Origin of the sequence: Alkaliflexus imshenetskii DSM 15055 (assembly GCF_000517065.1) — a bacterium.
Taxonomy (GTDB): Bacteria; Bacteroidota; Bacteroidia; order Bacteroidales; family Marinilabiliaceae; genus Alkaliflexus; species Alkaliflexus imshenetskii.
In genome coordinates, this window is sequence record NZ_KI912105.1 from 2,290,712 (window position 1) to 2,307,606 (window position 16,895).

At 44.8% G+C, this 16,895-nt stretch carries 12 protein-coding genes; 7 read left to right on the plus strand and 5 right to left on the minus strand.

Annotated elements, in window-relative coordinates; genetic code table 11:
* Nucleotides 1–146: 146 nt before the first annotated feature.
* Nucleotides 147–2,006: a DNA mismatch repair endonuclease MutL gene (mutL, locus tag ALKIM_RS0109560; protein WP_026474441.1), complete on the minus strand. Its 1,860-nt coding sequence runs from the start codon at nucleotides 2,004–2,006 to the stop codon at nucleotides 147–149.
* Nucleotides 2,007–2,047: 41 nt separating this feature from the next.
* Entirely contained in the window at nucleotides 2,048–2,374 is a 327-nt protein-coding gene (locus ALKIM_RS0109565) for a hypothetical protein (RefSeq protein ID WP_026474442.1), read from the minus strand.
* 274 nt (nucleotides 2,375–2,648) lie between these two features.
* Here ALKIM_RS0109565 and ALKIM_RS18185 point away from each other — a divergent pair, with 274 nt between their 5' ends.
* The 3 genes from ALKIM_RS18185 (at nucleotide 2,649) to ALKIM_RS0109580 (ending at nucleotide 5,025) form a co-directional block, all read left to right on the plus strand.
* The gene (locus tag ALKIM_RS18185) at nucleotides 2,649–3,983 is read left to right on the plus strand and encodes a YifB family Mg chelatase-like AAA ATPase (protein ID WP_235714402.1); all 1,335 of its coding nucleotides are present in this window, start codon (nucleotides 2,649–2,651) and stop codon (nucleotides 3,981–3,983) included.
* Complete coding sequence (locus tag ALKIM_RS20250; RefSeq protein WP_235714403.1) at nucleotides 3,976–4,188, plus strand: magnesium chelatase subunit ChlI family protein; 213 nt, start codon at nucleotides 3,976–3,978, stop codon at nucleotides 4,186–4,188. The genes ALKIM_RS18185 and ALKIM_RS20250 overlap by 8 nt, the downstream gene beginning before the upstream one ends.
* A gap of 162 nt (nucleotides 4,189–4,350) precedes the next feature.
* Nucleotides 4,351–5,025 (plus strand): inorganic pyrophosphatase, encoded by a 675-nt coding sequence (locus ALKIM_RS0109580; RefSeq protein ID WP_026474444.1) that lies wholly within the window; start codon nucleotides 4,351–4,353, stop codon nucleotides 5,023–5,025.
* A 125-nt stretch (nucleotides 5,026–5,150) separates the two neighbouring features.
* Here ALKIM_RS0109580 and ALKIM_RS0109585 read toward each other — a convergent pair whose 3' ends face one another.
* The gene (locus ALKIM_RS0109585; protein ID WP_026474445.1) at nucleotides 5,151–8,267 is read right to left on the minus strand and encodes an ATP-binding cassette domain-containing protein; all 3,117 of its coding nucleotides are present in this window, start codon (nucleotides 8,265–8,267) and stop codon (nucleotides 5,151–5,153) included.
* A gap of 474 nt (nucleotides 8,268–8,741) precedes the next feature.
* On the opposite strand from ALKIM_RS0109585, the gene ALKIM_RS0109590 reads away from it, so the two are divergent.
* Nucleotides 8,742–8,954 carry a hypothetical protein gene (locus ALKIM_RS0109590; protein WP_026474446.1) on the plus strand — a complete coding sequence of 71 codons (213 nt, stop codon included), beginning with the start codon at nucleotides 8,742–8,744 and terminating at the stop codon, nucleotides 8,952–8,954.
* A gap of 58 nt (nucleotides 8,955–9,012) precedes the next feature.
* Nucleotides 9,013–9,642: a hypothetical protein gene (locus ALKIM_RS0109595; RefSeq protein WP_026474447.1), complete on the plus strand. Its 630-nt coding sequence runs from the start codon at nucleotides 9,013–9,015 to the stop codon at nucleotides 9,640–9,642.
* A gap of 196 nt (nucleotides 9,643–9,838) precedes the next feature.
* Here ALKIM_RS0109595 and uxuA read toward each other — a convergent pair whose 3' ends face one another.
* On the minus strand, nucleotides 9,839–11,056 hold the full coding sequence (uxuA, locus tag ALKIM_RS0109600) for a mannonate dehydratase (RefSeq protein WP_026474448.1): 1,218 nt from the start codon (nucleotides 11,054–11,056) through the stop codon (nucleotides 9,839–9,841).
* 76 nt (nucleotides 11,057–11,132) lie between these two features.
* Complete coding sequence (locus ALKIM_RS0109605) at nucleotides 11,133–11,948, minus strand: SDR family oxidoreductase (protein ID WP_026474449.1); 816 nt, start codon at nucleotides 11,946–11,948, stop codon at nucleotides 11,133–11,135.
* Nucleotides 11,949–12,115: 167 nt separating this feature from the next.
* On the opposite strand from ALKIM_RS0109605, the gene ALKIM_RS0109610 reads away from it, so the two are divergent.
* Nucleotides 12,116–12,994, plus strand: coding sequence for an AraC family transcriptional regulator (locus ALKIM_RS0109610; protein WP_026474450.1), 879 nt, complete (start codon nucleotides 12,116–12,118; stop codon nucleotides 12,992–12,994).
* 156 nt (nucleotides 12,995–13,150) lie between these two features.
* A complete protein-coding gene (gene metH, locus ALKIM_RS0109615) occupies nucleotides 13,151–16,885 on the plus strand; it encodes a methionine synthase (RefSeq protein WP_026474451.1) in 3,735 nt (1,244 codons plus the stop codon).
* Nucleotides 16,886–16,895 lie beyond the last annotated feature (10 nt).

Sequence of the window (16,895 nt, forward strand, 5' to 3'; positions counted from 1 at the left end):
TTGTAAATATAGCAATGTTTAAATTCAGATTGGCTTGCTGCTCTATCTACTTATGTACTTTCTGGTTGTTGTCCTGTAAATCAGTTCAGTATTTTGCATCAAATCATTTCATGCATCCATCCTGAGTTGAAAGCTTTCTTTACCGACTAACGAAAACGTTTTTCAAACTCATCATTCTCGAGAATGGAAATAATGGTTTTTCCGGATGGCGAGAAATGAGGCATTTCACATCTGAACAGTTTTCCAACAAGAGTGTTCATTTCCTCATTTGTGAGCAACTCCGCGTTTTTCATACAGGCATTGTGTGCCATGATGGCGGCCAACTGGCTTTTTATTTCCTTGCCGGGATCTACCTCGCCAGTTTTGTATGCTTGCAGAATGTTCTCAAGCATCTGTTTGTTGTTTACATTTTGAAATTCAGACGGCACACCGGTGATTTTAAATGCGCAATTGCCATCAGGCTCAATCTCAAATCCAAAAATACTTAGTTCTTCGCGAATATCATTTAGCAGCGCCGAGTCTGCTGCATCCAACATAATGGTTTCGGCAAAAAGCACCTGTTGCGATGCCGATTTACTGGTTTTTATGTTGTTGATGAAGTGTTCAAACAAGATTCGTTCGTGTGCTCTTCGCTGGTCTATTACCATGAGGCCCGACTTTACCGGGGTCAGTATGTAACGATTTTTATACTGAAAAAATGTGGATGCAGACGACGGTGTGTCATCTATTCCGGCAAGTTTTGTCTCCCGCTGTAAGGGTTCGTTTCCCCTCGATGGCAATAATATGGTGGCCGGTTCGTCGTCATACTCCTCTTCTTCGCTGCCTGGTCCCGTTTCAAAATCGCGATATAGCGACTCCCAGTTGGACGGCACAGGCTGAACATCCCTATGGTAACTGTTGTTTTCAAAAGGATTGTAATCGGGGTTTACAGTTATCCGGGGCTGGCTTACGTTGGCACTGATGCGTGCCGGAATGTGTATTTGCCCTTCAGTATCGAAATCGATGGATGGCACAATGTTAAATTTACCAAGACTTTCCCGAACCGAAGCGTTTAGTACCTTCCATACCAGTTTTTCGTCCTCAAATTTTATCTCTGTTTTTGTTGGATGAATGTTTACATCAATAAATTCAGGGTTGATATCGAAATAGAGAAAATAGGCCGGAAAAGCATCTGCGGGAATCAGGTTGGCGTAAGCATCCATCACCGCTTTGTGAAGGTATGGATGGCGCATATAGCGGTTGTTTACAAAAAAATATTGATCGCCGGCTGTTTTGCGGGCACTTTCGGGTTTCCCAATAAAGCCGGTTACATTCAATATGGTGGCGTCGGTATTGACAGGTATTATCTGTGAATTCATCTGCTTGCCCATCATGCCTATAACGCGTTGACGCAAATTGCCGGCAGCAAGGTTCAGCAGCTGCTGATCATTGTGGGTAAGGTGAAATGCTACCTGAGGATTGGCAAGTGCCACTCTTTGAAATTCTGTGATGATATGGCGAAGCTCTGTGGCATTGGTTTTTAAAAAGCGCCTGCGGGCCGGCACGTTGTAAAAGAGATTTTTGATGATGAAGTTACTGCCTGTACCACAGCTTACCGGCTCCTGGCTTTCAATTCTGGATCCCGATATCTCGATGCGTGTGCCCAGTTCAGAATCTTTATGTTTGGTTTTGAGTTCTACCTGCGCTATGGCAGCAATAGAAGCCAACGCTTCGCCCCTGAAACCCATGGTGCGGATTGCAAACAGGTCATTGGCCGCACGAATTTTTGATGTGGCATGACGCTCAAAAGACATGCGGGCATCGGTTTCGCTCATGCCGCACCCATTGTCGATTACCTGAATGAGTGTGCGTCCTGCATCCTTCACAATTACCTGTATCTCATCAGCACCTGCATCCACAGCATTCTCTACTAGCTCCTTTATAACCGATGCAGGCCGTTGAATCACTTCTCCGGCTGCAATTTGGTTGGCAACCGAATCGGGAAGCAGTTGAATTATATCCGACATTAGCGGTATCTCTTACGTGTGTTGTTTAATTAATCGATTAATTACATAAAACGGCTATACCATTCGTAACCTGCCTGAAGCAGATAGTAAAACAGCGCCATGAGTGCAATTAATATGATGATGAGTCTGATATTAGACTTACGTCGTTCGCTGTGTGCTATTTCAAAAGAGCTTTTAATACGTCGGCGCATCCGCCCTCTGATTCGATCCTCAAAATTTCCGGCATCCTCTTCATCCGTTGGCGACAGTCCCAGTTCTTCGCGTATTCTTCGCTCGCGCTCTTTTCGTTCCTCTTTGGCTTCATCGTAATAGATGGTTTGAGGGTTAAAACGACGATGATTGGGAAGTTTTATAAATGTGAATTTCATCTATTCAGGTTTATTTTTCTTTTTACAAAAATACAAAAACAAGTTGGTCTTTCCAGAAATTGCTTCACACAGTTATCTGTCCTGAGAATTCATGAAACATAAATAATGACTGCATAGATGAAAAAATCCAATGAAGATTATGAAGTTCAAACGTGTCGCAGAAAGTTTTTTCAATTAACACAGACATCAAATATGGTTTTGATTTTTTAACCACAATGTGTATTTTAACATCAAAATAACAATACATTTTCATTATCCTTATCCACCCAACCCTATGTTAGTAAAAGTTTTTGGCGCCGCTGTCACCGGTATCGATGCAATCCCTATCACCATTGAAGTTGATGTGTCGCGGGGCATTCGTTTTTTTATGGTCGGACTGCCTGACAATGCCGTTAAAGAGAGTCAGCAGCGCATTGAATCTGCTTTTCGTGTATTTAAATATGAATGGCCGGGGCAACGCATTGTGATTAACATGGCACCTGCCGATGTGCGAAAAGAAGGCTCTGCTTATGATTTGCCCCTTGCCATTGGTGTTTTGGCAGCTTCTGAACAAATCTCGAATGACATTATCGGCGACTTTATGATGATGGGAGAACTCTCACTCGACGGCAGTTTAAAGTCGGTGAAGGGTGCGCTCCCAATAGCTGTGCGAGCGCAAAAGGAGGGTTTTAAAGGATTGATAATTCCTAAGGTGAATGCGCGTGAGGCCGCTGTTGTTGAAGGACTGGAGGTTTACGGTGCCGAAAACATGGAGGAAGTCATTGATTTTCTTAATGGCAAGCAAAATCTATTGCCGACAACAGTTGATACACGTGCTGAGTTTATTGAGGGCATGGCCATCAGCGACATCGATTTCTCTGATGTGAAAGGGCAGGAGAGTGTTAAGCGAGCGCTTGAAGTAGCCGCAGCAGGAGGTCACAACATAATAATGATAGGCCCGCCAGGTTCAGGGAAATCAATGTTGGCTAAGCGGTTGGCCTCTGTATTGCCTCCACTCGAGCTTAATGAGGCGCTCGAAACAACAAAAATACATTCTGTGGCCGGAAAGCTATTTGGCAATACTGCCCTTATCACGCAACGTCCTTTTCGCAGTCCCCACCATACAATCAGTGATGTAGCCCTGGTGGGTGGCGGTACATTCCCACAACCGGGTGAAATTTCATTGGCGCATAATGGCGTTTTGTTTCTGGATGAACTGCCGGAGTTTAAGCGCACTGTTTTGGAAGTTTTGCGTCAGCCTCTCGAAGACAGGATGATATCAATCTCACGTGCCAAATTCGCACTCGACTATCCGGCCAGTTTCATGCTGGTGGCAAGTATGAATCCGTGTCCGTGTGGTTACTACAACCACCCTGAAAAGCGTTGTGTCTGTAGTCCCGGTGTGGTTCAGAAGTACCTGAGTCGAATCTCAGGACCACTACTCGATCGTATCGATTTGCACATTGAAGTGGTTCCGGTACCTTTTAATAAGCTGGCCGAGACACCTACATCGGAAAAAAGCGAAACAGTGCGTGAAAGGGTAATGAAGGCACGCGAGGTGCAGAATCTCAGGTATAAATCTCATAAAGGGGTGCATTGCAATGCTCAAATGAGTAGTAAAAATGCTTAGAAAATATGCTTTGCTTGATGATTCTGGCAGTCAAATTCTTAAAAATGCAATGGAGAAGCTGGATTTGTCCGCACGGGCTTATGATCGCATTTTAAAAGTATCCCGAACCATAGCTGATTTGGAGGCTTCGGAGTCTATACTGGCTTACCATGTGGCCGAAGCGGTTCAGTACCGCAGTCTCGACCGTTCGGGATGGGCCGGATGAACCAACTCCTTTCAAGCCTGTTAATTAATCGTAAAATCATGTTTCGTTATTGATTACTTAAGGCGAAACGAGCAATTCGCCCAAAAAAATGTTTTATTTTGCATAACAATGCTTATTTGAACCCAAATGGCAAAAAGAAAAACCAAAAATAACTGTAAAGATATGTCAGCAAACAGTCTAATGGATCCCATCGGGAGATTGATGGGATTGCGATATAAATCACACCCATGGCATGGAATTGATATCGGCAATGACGCTCCAAACGCAGTGATGTGTTTTATTGAAGTGGTTCCTACCGATACAATCAAATATGAAATAGATAAAGTAAGTGGCTATTTGCGTATTGACCGTCCTCAGAAATATTCCAACGTGGTACCGTCGCTTTACGGTTTTATTCCTCAAACCTACTGTGGCGATTTGGTAGGCAACTACAGCGCAGAAAAATCGGGGAAGAAGGACATTAAGGGAGATGGCGATCCGCTTGATGTGTGCGTGCTTACCGAAAAGGATGTGATGCATGGCGACATTATTGCTGAGGTAATTCCAATAGGTGGTTTCAGGATGATAGATGGCGATGCGGCCGACGATAAAATCATCTCCGTGCTTAAAGGCGACGTGGTGTATGGTGGTTTTACCGATGTCTCTGATTTACCAAACCTTGTACTCGAGCGTCTCAAACATTACTTTTTGACCTATAAAGATATGCCCGGAATGAAAAGTGAGTCGGAAATTACGCATGTGTATGGCGTGGAGGAGGCCCGTGAGGTGATAAAAAAATCAATGCTTGATTATGAAGCCCGTTTTGAGAAGTTGCGTAATGCACTCTCTTCTTATTAATCAGCAAAATTTGTGGTAGCAACAACCTAAATCAATGCATCGGTTGGCAATTGCAGCCATAGCCAAATAACAGAGATCCGATGACTATTCTTTAGAGAATTAATCATCGGATCTTTTTTTGTGGTTTATGTTCCCAATTTTTGCAGTCGTTTGTTGAGCTGTCTTAGCCTGAAGGTTTCAAAATAACGAATGATGCGTCGTAATACGTCCAGATAAAGCGTGATGTAAAGAAAAAGAATGCCAACCCATATTGTCAGCACATTGAATAGCGGTGTTGGTATCAATAGAGGCCCAAACTGTTTGGCTGGGGCATAAAAGTGTGCCCGACCCCATTTGCCTGTTGGATCTTTGTAACCGGGATGTTTTTTCTGAATGTACTTTTCGCCGGTAAACTCAAACTGTCTCACCTCTTTTTTATCAAGAACCCACTCCGCAAGAGCCTCGTTGTAGTATTTTTGTTTGAAACGCACCACCTTATCGGTCGAACCCATTCGTTCTATAAGCGCTTCCATTTTCTGATCCTTCAGCGCATTGTAATGCTGATATTCCCTGTTGAACCTTACTCTGGCATTTTCGAGCGCTCCGGTTATTTTTTGGTGCAAATCCGAAGCATAGTCAACACTCCTGATGCGAGCCAGTTCATCGGGGATAAGACCAGGCAATTCAAAATGGAGCTGACGGATGCCGGTGGCCAAAGGACGGAAATGTTTTTCGAAGGTGTTTTTTTCACCTCTTTGCGTTGCCCATAAACAGGCATCGTTTAGTCTGTTGAGCTCCGGAATAAGGGTGGTTCCAAAATAGGAACTTTGGCTCATCAACATCTCCTCGTCAAAGAACTGTTTCTGAAACTTGTTATTCTTAAACTGATGCACGGCCAAAGCTTCGTATGACCATCGTGTAACCATAGCGTCGCCAATGCGTGGTACATACTCCTTCGATGCAATGGAACTGTGCAGCTTATCAAAGTTTACGATGACACCACTAAACAACAAATGGGGCACAAGCACCAGCGGAATGATGACATAGATGGCTACCACTGAATTTAAACCGCTGCTAATGTTCAAACCCAGCATATTTGCAAAGCAGGCTGTGGAAAAGAGTATTATCCAAAACCCAAACGTCATGCCTTGTATTTCGAGAATGTAATTGCCTATCAGCACAAGCGTTAAGGTTTGAAATGCCGATATGGAGAATAACACAAATATTTTACTGTTGAGAAAACTAAACCGGCTCAGGTTTAAAAACGACTCCCGCTTTAGCAATTTTCTATCTTTGATGATCTCTTCCGCACTTACGTTTAGGCCAATGAAAAGCGCCACAACTACTGACATAAAGAGATATGCCGGAAGGTTCACGTTTTCCGAGAAGATGTACAAATCCGGATTGTCGGCCGTACCGGCCATAAACTTTGTGAAAAAGCCAAGTATCACAGCAAGTAATGGCGCCTCCAGTATGTTGATACTTATATATTGACGATCTTTTAGCTTCGAGAGGGCATCGCGCATGGCAAAAATACGGAACTGTTTGCGTCTGTCCGGAATGCTGAACCAGTTCTTAGGTAGCGGCTCTTTTTTAGCTACATGCTTTTTGTTTTTCCACTCGTATTTATCCTCAAAGTTTTCGATATAAAGAGAGTACCACTCTTCGGGCTTTACCTTCCGCTGCCTGATGAGTTTTCCGTAGGGGTTTACCATCCTGGCCTCTACAATACGCAAAGGCTGCTCTGTCTTCACATTGCCACACACGTAACACTCACGCTCTTCGGGGTTCACATAGTTGGCCTCTTTCTTGAAATAGGCGATGGCATCCATGGGGTTGCCGCTATAAATGATGCGTCCGCCTTTGTCAATCATCATCAGCTTATCCAGCAATTTATAGAGGTCAGATGATGGCTGATGAATATTGATGATGACCAGTTTGCCTTTTAACACCTGCCTTTTAAGCAGAAGCATAACTTTTTCCGAGTCCATTGATGAGAGTCCCGAAGTGGGTTCGTCAACAAAAAGGATAGATGGTTCGCGAATAAGCTCCAGAGCGATGTTGAGTCGCTTGCGCTGACCACCACTCAGTATTTTATTTAGCGGAGTGCCTACTACCAGGTCGCGAGCCTCAACCAGGTCGAAGTCTTGCAGGGCATTTTCAACTAATTTTTTTATCTCCTCTTTGCTGAGGTTGTTGAAGCAGAGACGTGCATTGAACCACAGATTCTCGAATACCGTAAGCTCTTCTTTTAGCAAATCCTCCTGAGGCACATAGCCTATAATACCCTGGAGTGAATCTTTTTCCTGGTGCAAATCATAGCCATTGATAAGTATGCGGCCGCTGCTTAGCTTATAGTTGCCATTAAGCACATTGAGCAGAGTGGATTTTCCGGTACCGCTTCCTCCCATCACCCCAACCAACTGTCCTGACCTGCCTACAAAACTAAATGGATGAATGCCAATCTGGTTGTTGTTAAATTTGTAGCTTACATCGATGGCGCGGTAAATGATGCGACCAGTCTCTTTTTGATGTATAAACATTTCGGACACGCGGCTGTAGTAAACCGGTGGCATGAGTGATGTTTTTATTACCGAGCCAACAGCCAGCGCATAGGGGCGGTTTCGCTCCACTTTATGCCCGTTTAGGTAGAGGTTTCGCTCTCCCGAATATCTGAAAATATATGTGTTAGTGCTTATCACGTGCAGCACCCAAACAATTACTTGCTGTTTGGGGTTGTGAAGCAGTTTTATACCTTGATGTGGTTTTGTATTCTCTCCGCTTATCAGGAGCAACGCATTTTTGTCGGGTACATCCAGCGGAGTTTTAAAGATGAAGGCCTTAAGGTTTACATAGTCAGAGGCTTCAATTTTGAATTTGTCGGCAAGCAGATCAACAAATCGAATCTCCTCATCTCCAATCTCCTCATCTTTGGTCAGGAAATCCAGTAATTGCATAAATAGCAATATCTTGGGTTCCTGTTCCAGTTCTTCGTTTATGCGTGAGGCAATATTCAGGATGCGCGACTGGTTATCGTTTGATTGTTTAACGCGTAATGCCTTGTCTTCGCTGTCAACCTGAGAGTGATAGCGGTTCAGGTAAACTTCAAACCGCATCAGGTACTGCTCAACATACTCTTTGTTGAAGTGTTTAGACAGAAAATCCTCCACCAGCGAGCGCGCACGGCCTGTTTTACTCTCCTTTTTTACATCGGTGAGTAACGCGAAGAGTTGCATCAGGGCTTCAAGCAGGTTTTCACTCATTTGGAAGGATTGTCTGACAGTTTTGTTACAGTTTGATGTGTTTGGGTGTTAATCCGAAAGTTGATTCCGAAATTAACAGGGTGAAGTTAAGAAAAAATAGTTTGTGATGCGAAAGGTGCTGTCTCTATTCTCTTGATCGCCTGAAACCATCGGCAACGTTCTGATAGCGCAACAACCCTTAACAAGACTATCGATTCGTGATGTGCTTGCAAACCAAGTTTATGAGTTTTGTAATTGGTCTAACTCGACCACCCTTTGGCTGCGCAAACGACGGTTCATTTTAGTTTTTTTGTATTTTTTTGGTGTTCATCTGTAAATAGACCTGGGCGTTTTGCTAAAATATTGGACGATGATTTTATATGATGAATTTGTCTTTTTCGCGTCATCAATTAATAAGTGCTGAATTTTAAGAACTTTACATCTTTAAATTTTGTTTCTTTATAAACCATTTAATCAACTGTTAAACTTAAACTTATGAAGAAGATTCTATTACTTTTTGCGATTATCGGAATTTTAGTCTCCTGCGCTGGCGACAAGAAGTCATCGAACCAAGCCTCTGAAGCAGTCTCTGATCCGGTAGAGGTTATCGAGCAAACCATCCAGAATTTGAACGAAGCTGTTGAGCTTACTGAGATGGAATTACGCAAAACACAGAGTGAAATTGATTCATTGTTAAGCGGTATTTAGGCCGGTCTGCATTTATCAAGCAAGTTAGATTAGGCTTTAAACTTAAAATTTTCCAGAGATGAAAAATAATGTAATAGTAATTATTGCACTCGTTTTTTGTGCATCGTCTGTTTTTGCCCAGGCACCCGGCAGAGCAAACCAAAGGAATCAAAATCTGCCTGAGCAGGCAAAAGAGCGGATTGATTCAAAGAAGCAAGCAGCTGAAAGTGAGGTTTCTGAGTTAATTGAGGATGTAAAAGAGCTTCAATCTTCAGACACAACGGAGGAGGCACAAGGTAGAGGGAAAGCAAAGGATGCCGCTGGAAATGATAGCCAGAAAGCAGAACAAGTGCGGGGCAACGCTCAAAATAAAGGTGAACTTTCGGGGCGCGAGTTCGGACAACAACGTGCTGCTGAAGCCAAAAAAATTGCTGAGGAAAGAAAAGTGGTTTTTAATGAGCGGCTTGAGTCACAAACAAAACAGATTGGCACCAACGAAGAGAGAATTCAGGCTGCCAAAGAGAGGGTAAGGCAGCAACGGGAGCGAGGTGAGATTTCAGTGGAAGAGGAACATGAAAGAAGTGAAAAAATTCGACAGGCTCAGGAGCGGGTGGATAGGATGCGTGTGATTGTTGAAGAGAGAAGGAAGCAAGTGGCCGACCTACAGCAAGAACTAGAGAAGATTGCTGAGCCGGCCAATCAGGATTAGCGCGCATCTGTTTGATTGTGTGTGATTTGTATTATGATGTTTTTTCGGCAGCATGGATTCGGTTCATGCTGCCTTTTTCATAATGGGTAGTGAAATAATATCTCTGATGTTTATTTTACTCACGCAAAAGAAAGAAAGGAACACCACTTAAGGCATCCCTTTCTTATCACCAAACCTCTATGAAAAAAAGCGCGAATCAGTTTTGTTGATCCTTCATGGATCGCTCAATACCCATTTCCAGACCTGCCAGTTCGGCCAGACCTTTAAGACGGCCTATCAACGGGTATCCGGGATTGGCTTCCCGAGCGTAATCGTCAAGCATTTTTATGCCATGATCAGGACGTACTGGCATTCTTAAATCTTTGCGTCCCTCTTTAACACGGCGTTGTTGCTCTTCAAGTAATGCTTTCATAACCGCATACATATCAACAACTCCATGTATGTGGCCATACTCATGGAAGCAGCCATCTGGCAAAAGCACGTTGTTGCGCAGATGTAAGAAATGGATGCGGTGGCCAACCGATTTCACAATGTCAACCAGCTTGTCGCTACTTCTCACCGACAATGAGCCGGTGCAAAAAGTAAGACCATTGGATATGGAGTCAACCTGTTGAATTATCCACTCAAAATCCTCTTTGGTGCTTACAATTCTTGGCAATCCCAGTACCGGAAATGGTGGGTCGTCGGGATGTATGCACAGATTTACACCGCTCTCTTCGGCAACAGGAACCACATCACGAAGGAAATCAGCCAGATGTTGGCGCAACCGGTCTCTGTCAATCTCTTTGTAGGTATCAATAAATTTCAGGAATACTTTTTTGTAATCCGGTGTTGAGCCGTCCACCACGCCATCAATAAAGCCCTGCGTAACTACAATAATGTTATGGGCAAGTTTTTCTGCCTCCTCTTGGGTCATCGATGCGTGTTTTTCACGGGCTAACGCCACAATGTCGGCGGGATAGTCATTTTCTGCTCCCGGACGTTTCAGTATAAAAGCATCAAAAGCTACAAACGTAGGAAAATCAAAATACATTACTTCGCCACCCGATGGCAGCGTGTAGTGTAAGTCTGTTCGCACCCAATCGAGCACAGGCATGAAATTGTAACAGACGGTGTCAATGCCGCATTTGCCTAAATTTCTTAATGATTCCTGGTAGTTACGGATAAGTCTGGGTCTGTCAGGCGATTTTGTTTTGATGCCTTCTGATACAGGCAGACTCTCTACTACGCTCCAACGCATACCATGCGCTTCGATGGCGTTTTTAACTTTCATAATTTCCTCAACGGGCCAAACTTCGCCATTGGGAATGTGATGCAACGCGGTTACCACCCCTTCAATGCCCATCTGCTTCAGATCCGATAGTTTTACCGAATCTTTTAAGCCAAACCAGCGCCATGTTTTTTCTAATGCCATCTTTAATCTGTTTTAAATCGTTTCAACAATCGAATGGCCGCCATTTATTCTCATCTTTTTGCGATGCCAAGCGCGGCTAAACTCCGCTGAAAGCGCTGAAACCGCCATCAACAGGAATGATGGTGCCGGTGATAAAACTGGCTGCATCGCTGCACAGGAACTGTACAATTCCGTTTAGCTCGGTTATGTCACCGAAACGTTTCATCGGCGTTTTGGCAATTACTTTCTTGCTGCGTTCGGTATAGCTGCCATCGGGATTAATAAGCACAGCCCTATTTTGGTCGCCAATAAAAAATCCCGGCGCAATGGCATTTACTCGAATTTTTTCGTCAAACTTCATTGCCAGCTCCATGGCTAACCATTGGGTAAATATGTTAACACCTGTTTTGGCAACGGAGTAGCCCGGGACCCGCGTAATGGCCGAGTAGGTGGCCATTGACGACACATTGATGATGCTGCCTTTGCCTTGTTTGGCCATGGCTTCACCAAAAACGATAGACGGATACACGGTCCCGTTGAGGTTTAGGTTAGTTACCTTGTTAAAGTCTTCAACTTTCATGTCGAAGATGGTTTGTTCTTCGGTAAGGGTGGCGCCAGGCATGTTGCCTCCGGCCGCATTTACCAGGATGTCTATTTGTCCCCATTTGGATAGGGCCTGCTCACGAACTGAGCGCAGGCTATCCATGTCCAGCACATTGCAAACCAGACCAGCCACCTCACCAAATTCTTTAAGCTCGGCAATTCGGCTGTCAAGGGCTTCCTGACGAATATCGAGAATGATAACTTTTACGCCTGCTTGCAGCAAACTTTTGGATATGCTGCTGCCCAATACGCCACCACCACCGGTTACGATGGCCACTCTTCCGCTGATATCAAACATTGATTGATTCATTGAGCTTTTGTTGTATTAAATGAAAAATGTATACTGATTTTGTTGGAAAGGGTAGAACAGGTTAATCTGTTGTATTTTGGAAACTACAAAGTTAAATACTTGGCAATTTAAAGACAAATATTAATTTTGCTGCTGCATGTATAATTTTTGCCCATTAATTTCCGTCTATGGTTAAAGCATTACAAAGCATTATGCACGAGCAGGTGCTAATCCCCGGAGGAAGCCCTATTCGCGTGAAGTGGAATGATTTTCCTCACTTTACATTTCCATGGCACTTTCACCACGAAATGGAAATTGTTTATGTAATCCGCAGTTTTGGGACGCGATTTGTGGCCGATAGTATGGAGCCTTTCACTGAGGGTGATTTGGTTATGGTAGGCAGTCAGGTACCCCACTATTGGAAGAATGATGAGGTGTTTTATTCGGGTAACGACCAAATGCGTGTGAATGCTGTTGTGGTTCAGTTTGCAACTGATTTTATGGAGAAGGCCATTAACAACTATCCGGAAATGTCGCATATTAAGGAGTTGCTTAACCGGTCAGCTTTGGGAATCCATTTTGCGCCCACCTTTAGTGAATCAATCGGTGAGGATTTGAAGCAAATATATCATCTTAAGGGTTTTGAGCGGCTAATGGCCTTGCTCTCTATTTTGGATCGTATGGCTTCTACCAAGGCTTTTCGTACCCTCGCCACACCCGATTACAGTCAAAATCCGCCCAGCGTGAATGATTTCAGGCTAAATAAAGTGCTGAATTATCTCAATGTAAATTACACAAACCGTATCACTTTGCCCGACCTTGCCAACCGTTTTGGGATGAATGCGTCAGCCTTTAGCCGATATTTTAAAGCAAAAACGGGCAAAACACCTGTAGAGTACATCAATGAGATGCGCATTAACTATGCTTGTAAGTTGTTGCAAGACAACTCATACACTGTCTCGCATGTCTGTTTTGAGTGCGGGTTTAATAATTTATCAAATTTCAACAGGTTTTTTAAAGCCAAATTGGGGGTTACACCTAAGGAGTATCTGGCGCGGTTTCAATAGATCATCATCGAACAAAAGGATTGTTTAATCCTTTTTAGTCCGTATCTTTGTGACTTATGTCATGATTTTGTTGTGACCTAGTTGCCACTGTTTAACACAATCGCTCGCCCTGAAACAACCTGACAGGCGCAGCATACTTTTTATCTATCTTAGCGAATGACCAGAACGGATTTACTTAGAGAAGCGGCAGAAAAACGTATCCTTTTGCTGGATGGGGCTATGGGGAGTCTTATTCAGCAATATAAACTCACCGAGCAGGATTTTAGAGGCGAGCGGTTTGCAAACCATCCCTCACCGGTTCAAGGTAACAACGATTTGTTATCGATAACCCGACCCGATATAATTTCAGCCATACATGAACAGTATTTGGAAGCGGGTTCTGATATCATTGAGACCAACACTTTTAACGCCAACTCCATTTCCCAGGCCGATTACCTGATGGAATCGCTGGTATATGAACTCAATTTTGAGTCAGCCCGTTTGGCAGCAGAGGCCGTTGCCAGATTCTCAACGCCCGAAAAGCCTCGCTTTGTTGCCGGAGCTTTAGGTCCTACCAACAAAACAGCATCACTCTCTCCCGATGTAAACAACCCTGGTTACAGAGCTGTTACGTTCGACGATTTGGTGGAGGTATATGCGCAGCAAGTTGCTGGCTTGCTCGATGGTGGTGTTGACCTGCTTTTGCTCGAAACCATCTTTGATACATTAAACGCCAAGGCTGCTCTTTTTGGTATCTATCGGGAACTGGAGAAGCGAAGTTTGGGCGATTTTCCGGTGATGGTATCTGTTACCGTTGCCGATGCCAGTGGGCGGACTCTATCAGGTCAAACGCTTGAAGCATTTATTGTTTCGGTATCGCACATGCCTCTCTTCTCGATTGGCCTTAACTGCTCATTTGGCGCATCTGATTTGCGTATTTATGTGGATGAGCTTGGTCGCAAAACGCCTTTTCGCATAAGTGCGTATCCCAATGCAGGCTTGCCAAACCAGTTTGGGGAGTATGATGAAACACCGCAGGAGATGGCTCCGCAGATATTTGATTACCTCAAAAACGGATTGGTGAATATTGTGGGTGGATGTTGCGGTACCACTCCAGCACATATTGCCGCATTTGCTGCGTTGCTCAAGGATGGCACCCCACATGTGCCGCCAACAATTGTTCCCACGCTCCGGTTGAGCGGTTTGGAGCCATTGGTGGTACAGGAAAATACCAACTTTGTAAACATTGGAGAACGAACCAATGTGGCGGGTTCCAAAAAGTTTGCCCGCCTTATTCGCGATGAACTTTATGAAGAGGCTCTCTCTGTGGCGCGCGATCAGGTCGAAGGTGGTGCTCAAATCATTGATGTGAATATGGATGATGCCATGCTCGATGCCAAAAAAGAGATGGTGACATTCCTAAACCTCATGGCTGCAGAGCCTGAGATTGCGCGTCTTCCGGTGATGGTGGATTCGTCGCGGTGGGAGGTACTCGAAGCCGGGCTGAAATGCCTGCAAGGTAAGAGTGTGGTAAACTCCATTAGTTTGAAAGAGGGAGAGGAGCCCTTTTTACAGCAGGCTGCCAGAGTTAAAGAGTATGGTGCTGCAGTTGTGGTGATGGCTTTTGATGAAAAGGGACAGGCCGATACTTTTAACCGTCGCATTGAGATTTGCCAACGTGCCTACAATCTCCTGACTCAAAAAATTGGATTCCCGCCACAAGATATCATCTTCGACCCCAATGTGCTGGCAATAGCCACTGGTATTGAGGAGCACAACAACTATGGGGTGGACTTTATTGAAGCCACTCGCTGGATAAAAAACAACCTGCCTTATGCCCGTGTGAGCGGTGGGGTTAGTAACCTATCGTTCTCTTTTCGCGGCAATGACACCGTACGTGAGGCCATTCACTCTGTTTTTCTCTATTATGCCATACAGGCAGGGATGGATATGGGCATCGTGAATCCCGGTATGCTTCAGATTTATGACGAAATTGAACCGGAATTGTTGCGTCTGGTGGAGGATGTGGTGCTTAACCGGCGACCCGATGCCACTGAAAGATTAATCGAGAAGGCTGAGTCATATAAAGCACGGACAGGAGAGGCTGTAAACGAAAGTCGTGATGCCTGGCGCAATGAGCCATTGGAAAAACGCCTGCACCACAGCCTCATTAAAGGTATAGCAGATTACATTGAAGAGGATTTGGCCGAAGCACGCAAAGCCTATCCTTTTGCCATCGACATCATCGAACAGCCATTGATGGATGGAATGAACATCGTGGGTGACCTGTTCGGTGCCGGAAAGATGTTTCTCCCACAGGTGGTTAAAACCGCCAGGGTGATGAAAAAGGCGGTGGCCTGGCTGCAACCTTTTATCGAAGAGGAGAAGAAAGCTGCCGGCGGGGTACCTTCAAAAGCGGGTCGGATACTAATGGCAACGGTGAAAGGAGATGTGCACGATATCGGAAAGAACATTGTAGGGGTAATTCTGGCATGTAACAATTATGAAGTAATTGATTTGGGTGTGATGGTGCCTACTGAAAAAATTCTGCAGGAGGCTGTTGATAAAGATATGGATATCATCGGATTAAGCGGTCTTATTACGCCTTCGCTCGAAGAGATGGTAAACGTAGCCAAAGAGATGGAACGCCGCAAAATAGAGAAGCCCCTTTTAATAGGCGGAGCTACCACTTCGTCGGTACACACTGCTGTAAAGATTGATCCTGTGTATTCGGGAGCAGTGGTACATGTGAAGGATGCATCAAAAAGTGCGCAGGTAGTTGGAGCGCTCATGTCGGCACGCGACAGGGATACTTTCTCGGCCCAGGTAAAGGCTGAATATGCGCGTTTGCGCGAAGCCAACAGCAATAAGAAGGAGCGCAGATTTCTGCCAATAGCCGAAGCTCGCGAAAAGAGATACCTGATTGATTGGGCCAATACTGAATTGCCGGTGCCGTCAATGACTGGTCTCAAGGTGTTCGATGATTACCCCATCAATGAGATAATACCGTTCATCGACTGGACTTTCTTTTTCCATGCGTGGCGCCTTACCGGCAGCTATGATGGCATCGAAAGCATCACCGATACAAAATCGGAGAATGAGTGGCTGAGCCGATTTACCTCTGAAGATGGTAGAGCCAAAGCACATGAAGCGGTTAAGTTGTGGCGCGATGCGCAAAATATGCTCGAACGTATCCAACGTGATAAAATGCTGACAGCTCGCGGCGTGTTCGGAATTTTTCCGGCCAACGCCAGTGGCGACGACATGGTGGTTTATGATCCATCAAATCAGAACAAGGAGCTTTGCAAAATGCACCACATCCGTGAACAACAAGAGAAAACCGGCAAGGAGAATTACTACTGTCTCTCGGATTTTGTGGCTCCAATTGGCAGCGGGCTGCGTGATCACATTGGCGCATTTGCTGTGACGGCCGGTTATGGCATAGAGCCGTGGATTGAAAAGTTTGAAAAGGATGACGACGACTATAGCGCCATCCTTTTAAAAGCATTGGCCGACCGTCTGGCCGAGGCGTTTGCCGAATTGATGCACTTCCGCGTAAGACGTGAGTTTTGGGGTTATGCGCCAAACGAAACCTTTAACCAGGCTGACCTGATTCGCGAGCGCTACCGGGGCATCAGACCTGCACTTGGCTATCCGGCATGCCCCGACCACAGTGAGAAACGCTCCTTGTTTGACCTTCTTGAAGCTGAGAAAACGGCCGGAATAACCCTCACGGAGCATTTCAGTATGTATCCAAATGCATCTGTAAGCGGTATTTATCTGGCTCATCCTGAAGCCATCTATTTTGGAGTGGGAAAAATTCAGCGCGATCAGGTTGAGGATCTTGCCAAGCGCAAAGGTTTCTCCGTGGAGGAGACGGAGAAATGGATTCCTACCAACTTAGCTTATTAATGGTAATTTT

Coding starts and splice junctions, on each gene's coding strand:
- ALKIM_RS0109590 (WP_026474446.1), top strand. CDS start 8,742: ATGAAGAAGATTCTATTACTTTTTGCGATTATCGGAATTTTAGTCTCC.
- mutL (WP_026474441.1), bottom strand. CDS start 2,006: ATGTCGGATATAATTCAACTGCTTCCCGATTCGGTTGCCAACCAAATT.
- metH (WP_026474451.1), top strand. CDS start 13,151: ATGACCAGAACGGATTTACTTAGAGAAGCGGCAGAAAAACGTATCCTT.
- ALKIM_RS0109580 (WP_026474444.1), top strand. CDS start 4,351: ATGTCAGCAAACAGTCTAATGGATCCCATCGGGAGATTGATGGGATTG.
- ALKIM_RS18185 (WP_235714402.1), top strand. CDS start 2,649: ATGTTAGTAAAAGTTTTTGGCGCCGCTGTCACCGGTATCGATGCAATC.
- uxuA (WP_026474448.1), bottom strand. CDS start 11,056: ATGGCATTAGAAAAAACATGGCGCTGGTTTGGCTTAAAAGATTCGGTA.
- ALKIM_RS0109605 (WP_026474449.1), bottom strand. CDS start 11,948: ATGAATCAATCAATGTTTGATATCAGCGGAAGAGTGGCCATCGTAACC.
- ALKIM_RS20250 (WP_235714403.1), top strand. CDS start 3,976: ATGCTTAGAAAATATGCTTTGCTTGATGATTCTGGCAGTCAAATTCTT.
- ALKIM_RS0109585 (WP_026474445.1), bottom strand. CDS start 8,267: ATGAGTGAAAACCTGCTTGAAGCCCTGATGCAACTCTTCGCGTTACTC.
- ALKIM_RS0109610 (WP_026474450.1), top strand. CDS start 12,116: ATGGTTAAAGCATTACAAAGCATTATGCACGAGCAGGTGCTAATCCCC.
- ALKIM_RS0109565 (WP_026474442.1), bottom strand. CDS start 2,374: ATGAAATTCACATTTATAAAACTTCCCAATCATCGTCGTTTTAACCCT.
- ALKIM_RS0109595 (WP_026474447.1), top strand. CDS start 9,013: ATGAAAAATAATGTAATAGTAATTATTGCACTCGTTTTTTGTGCATCG.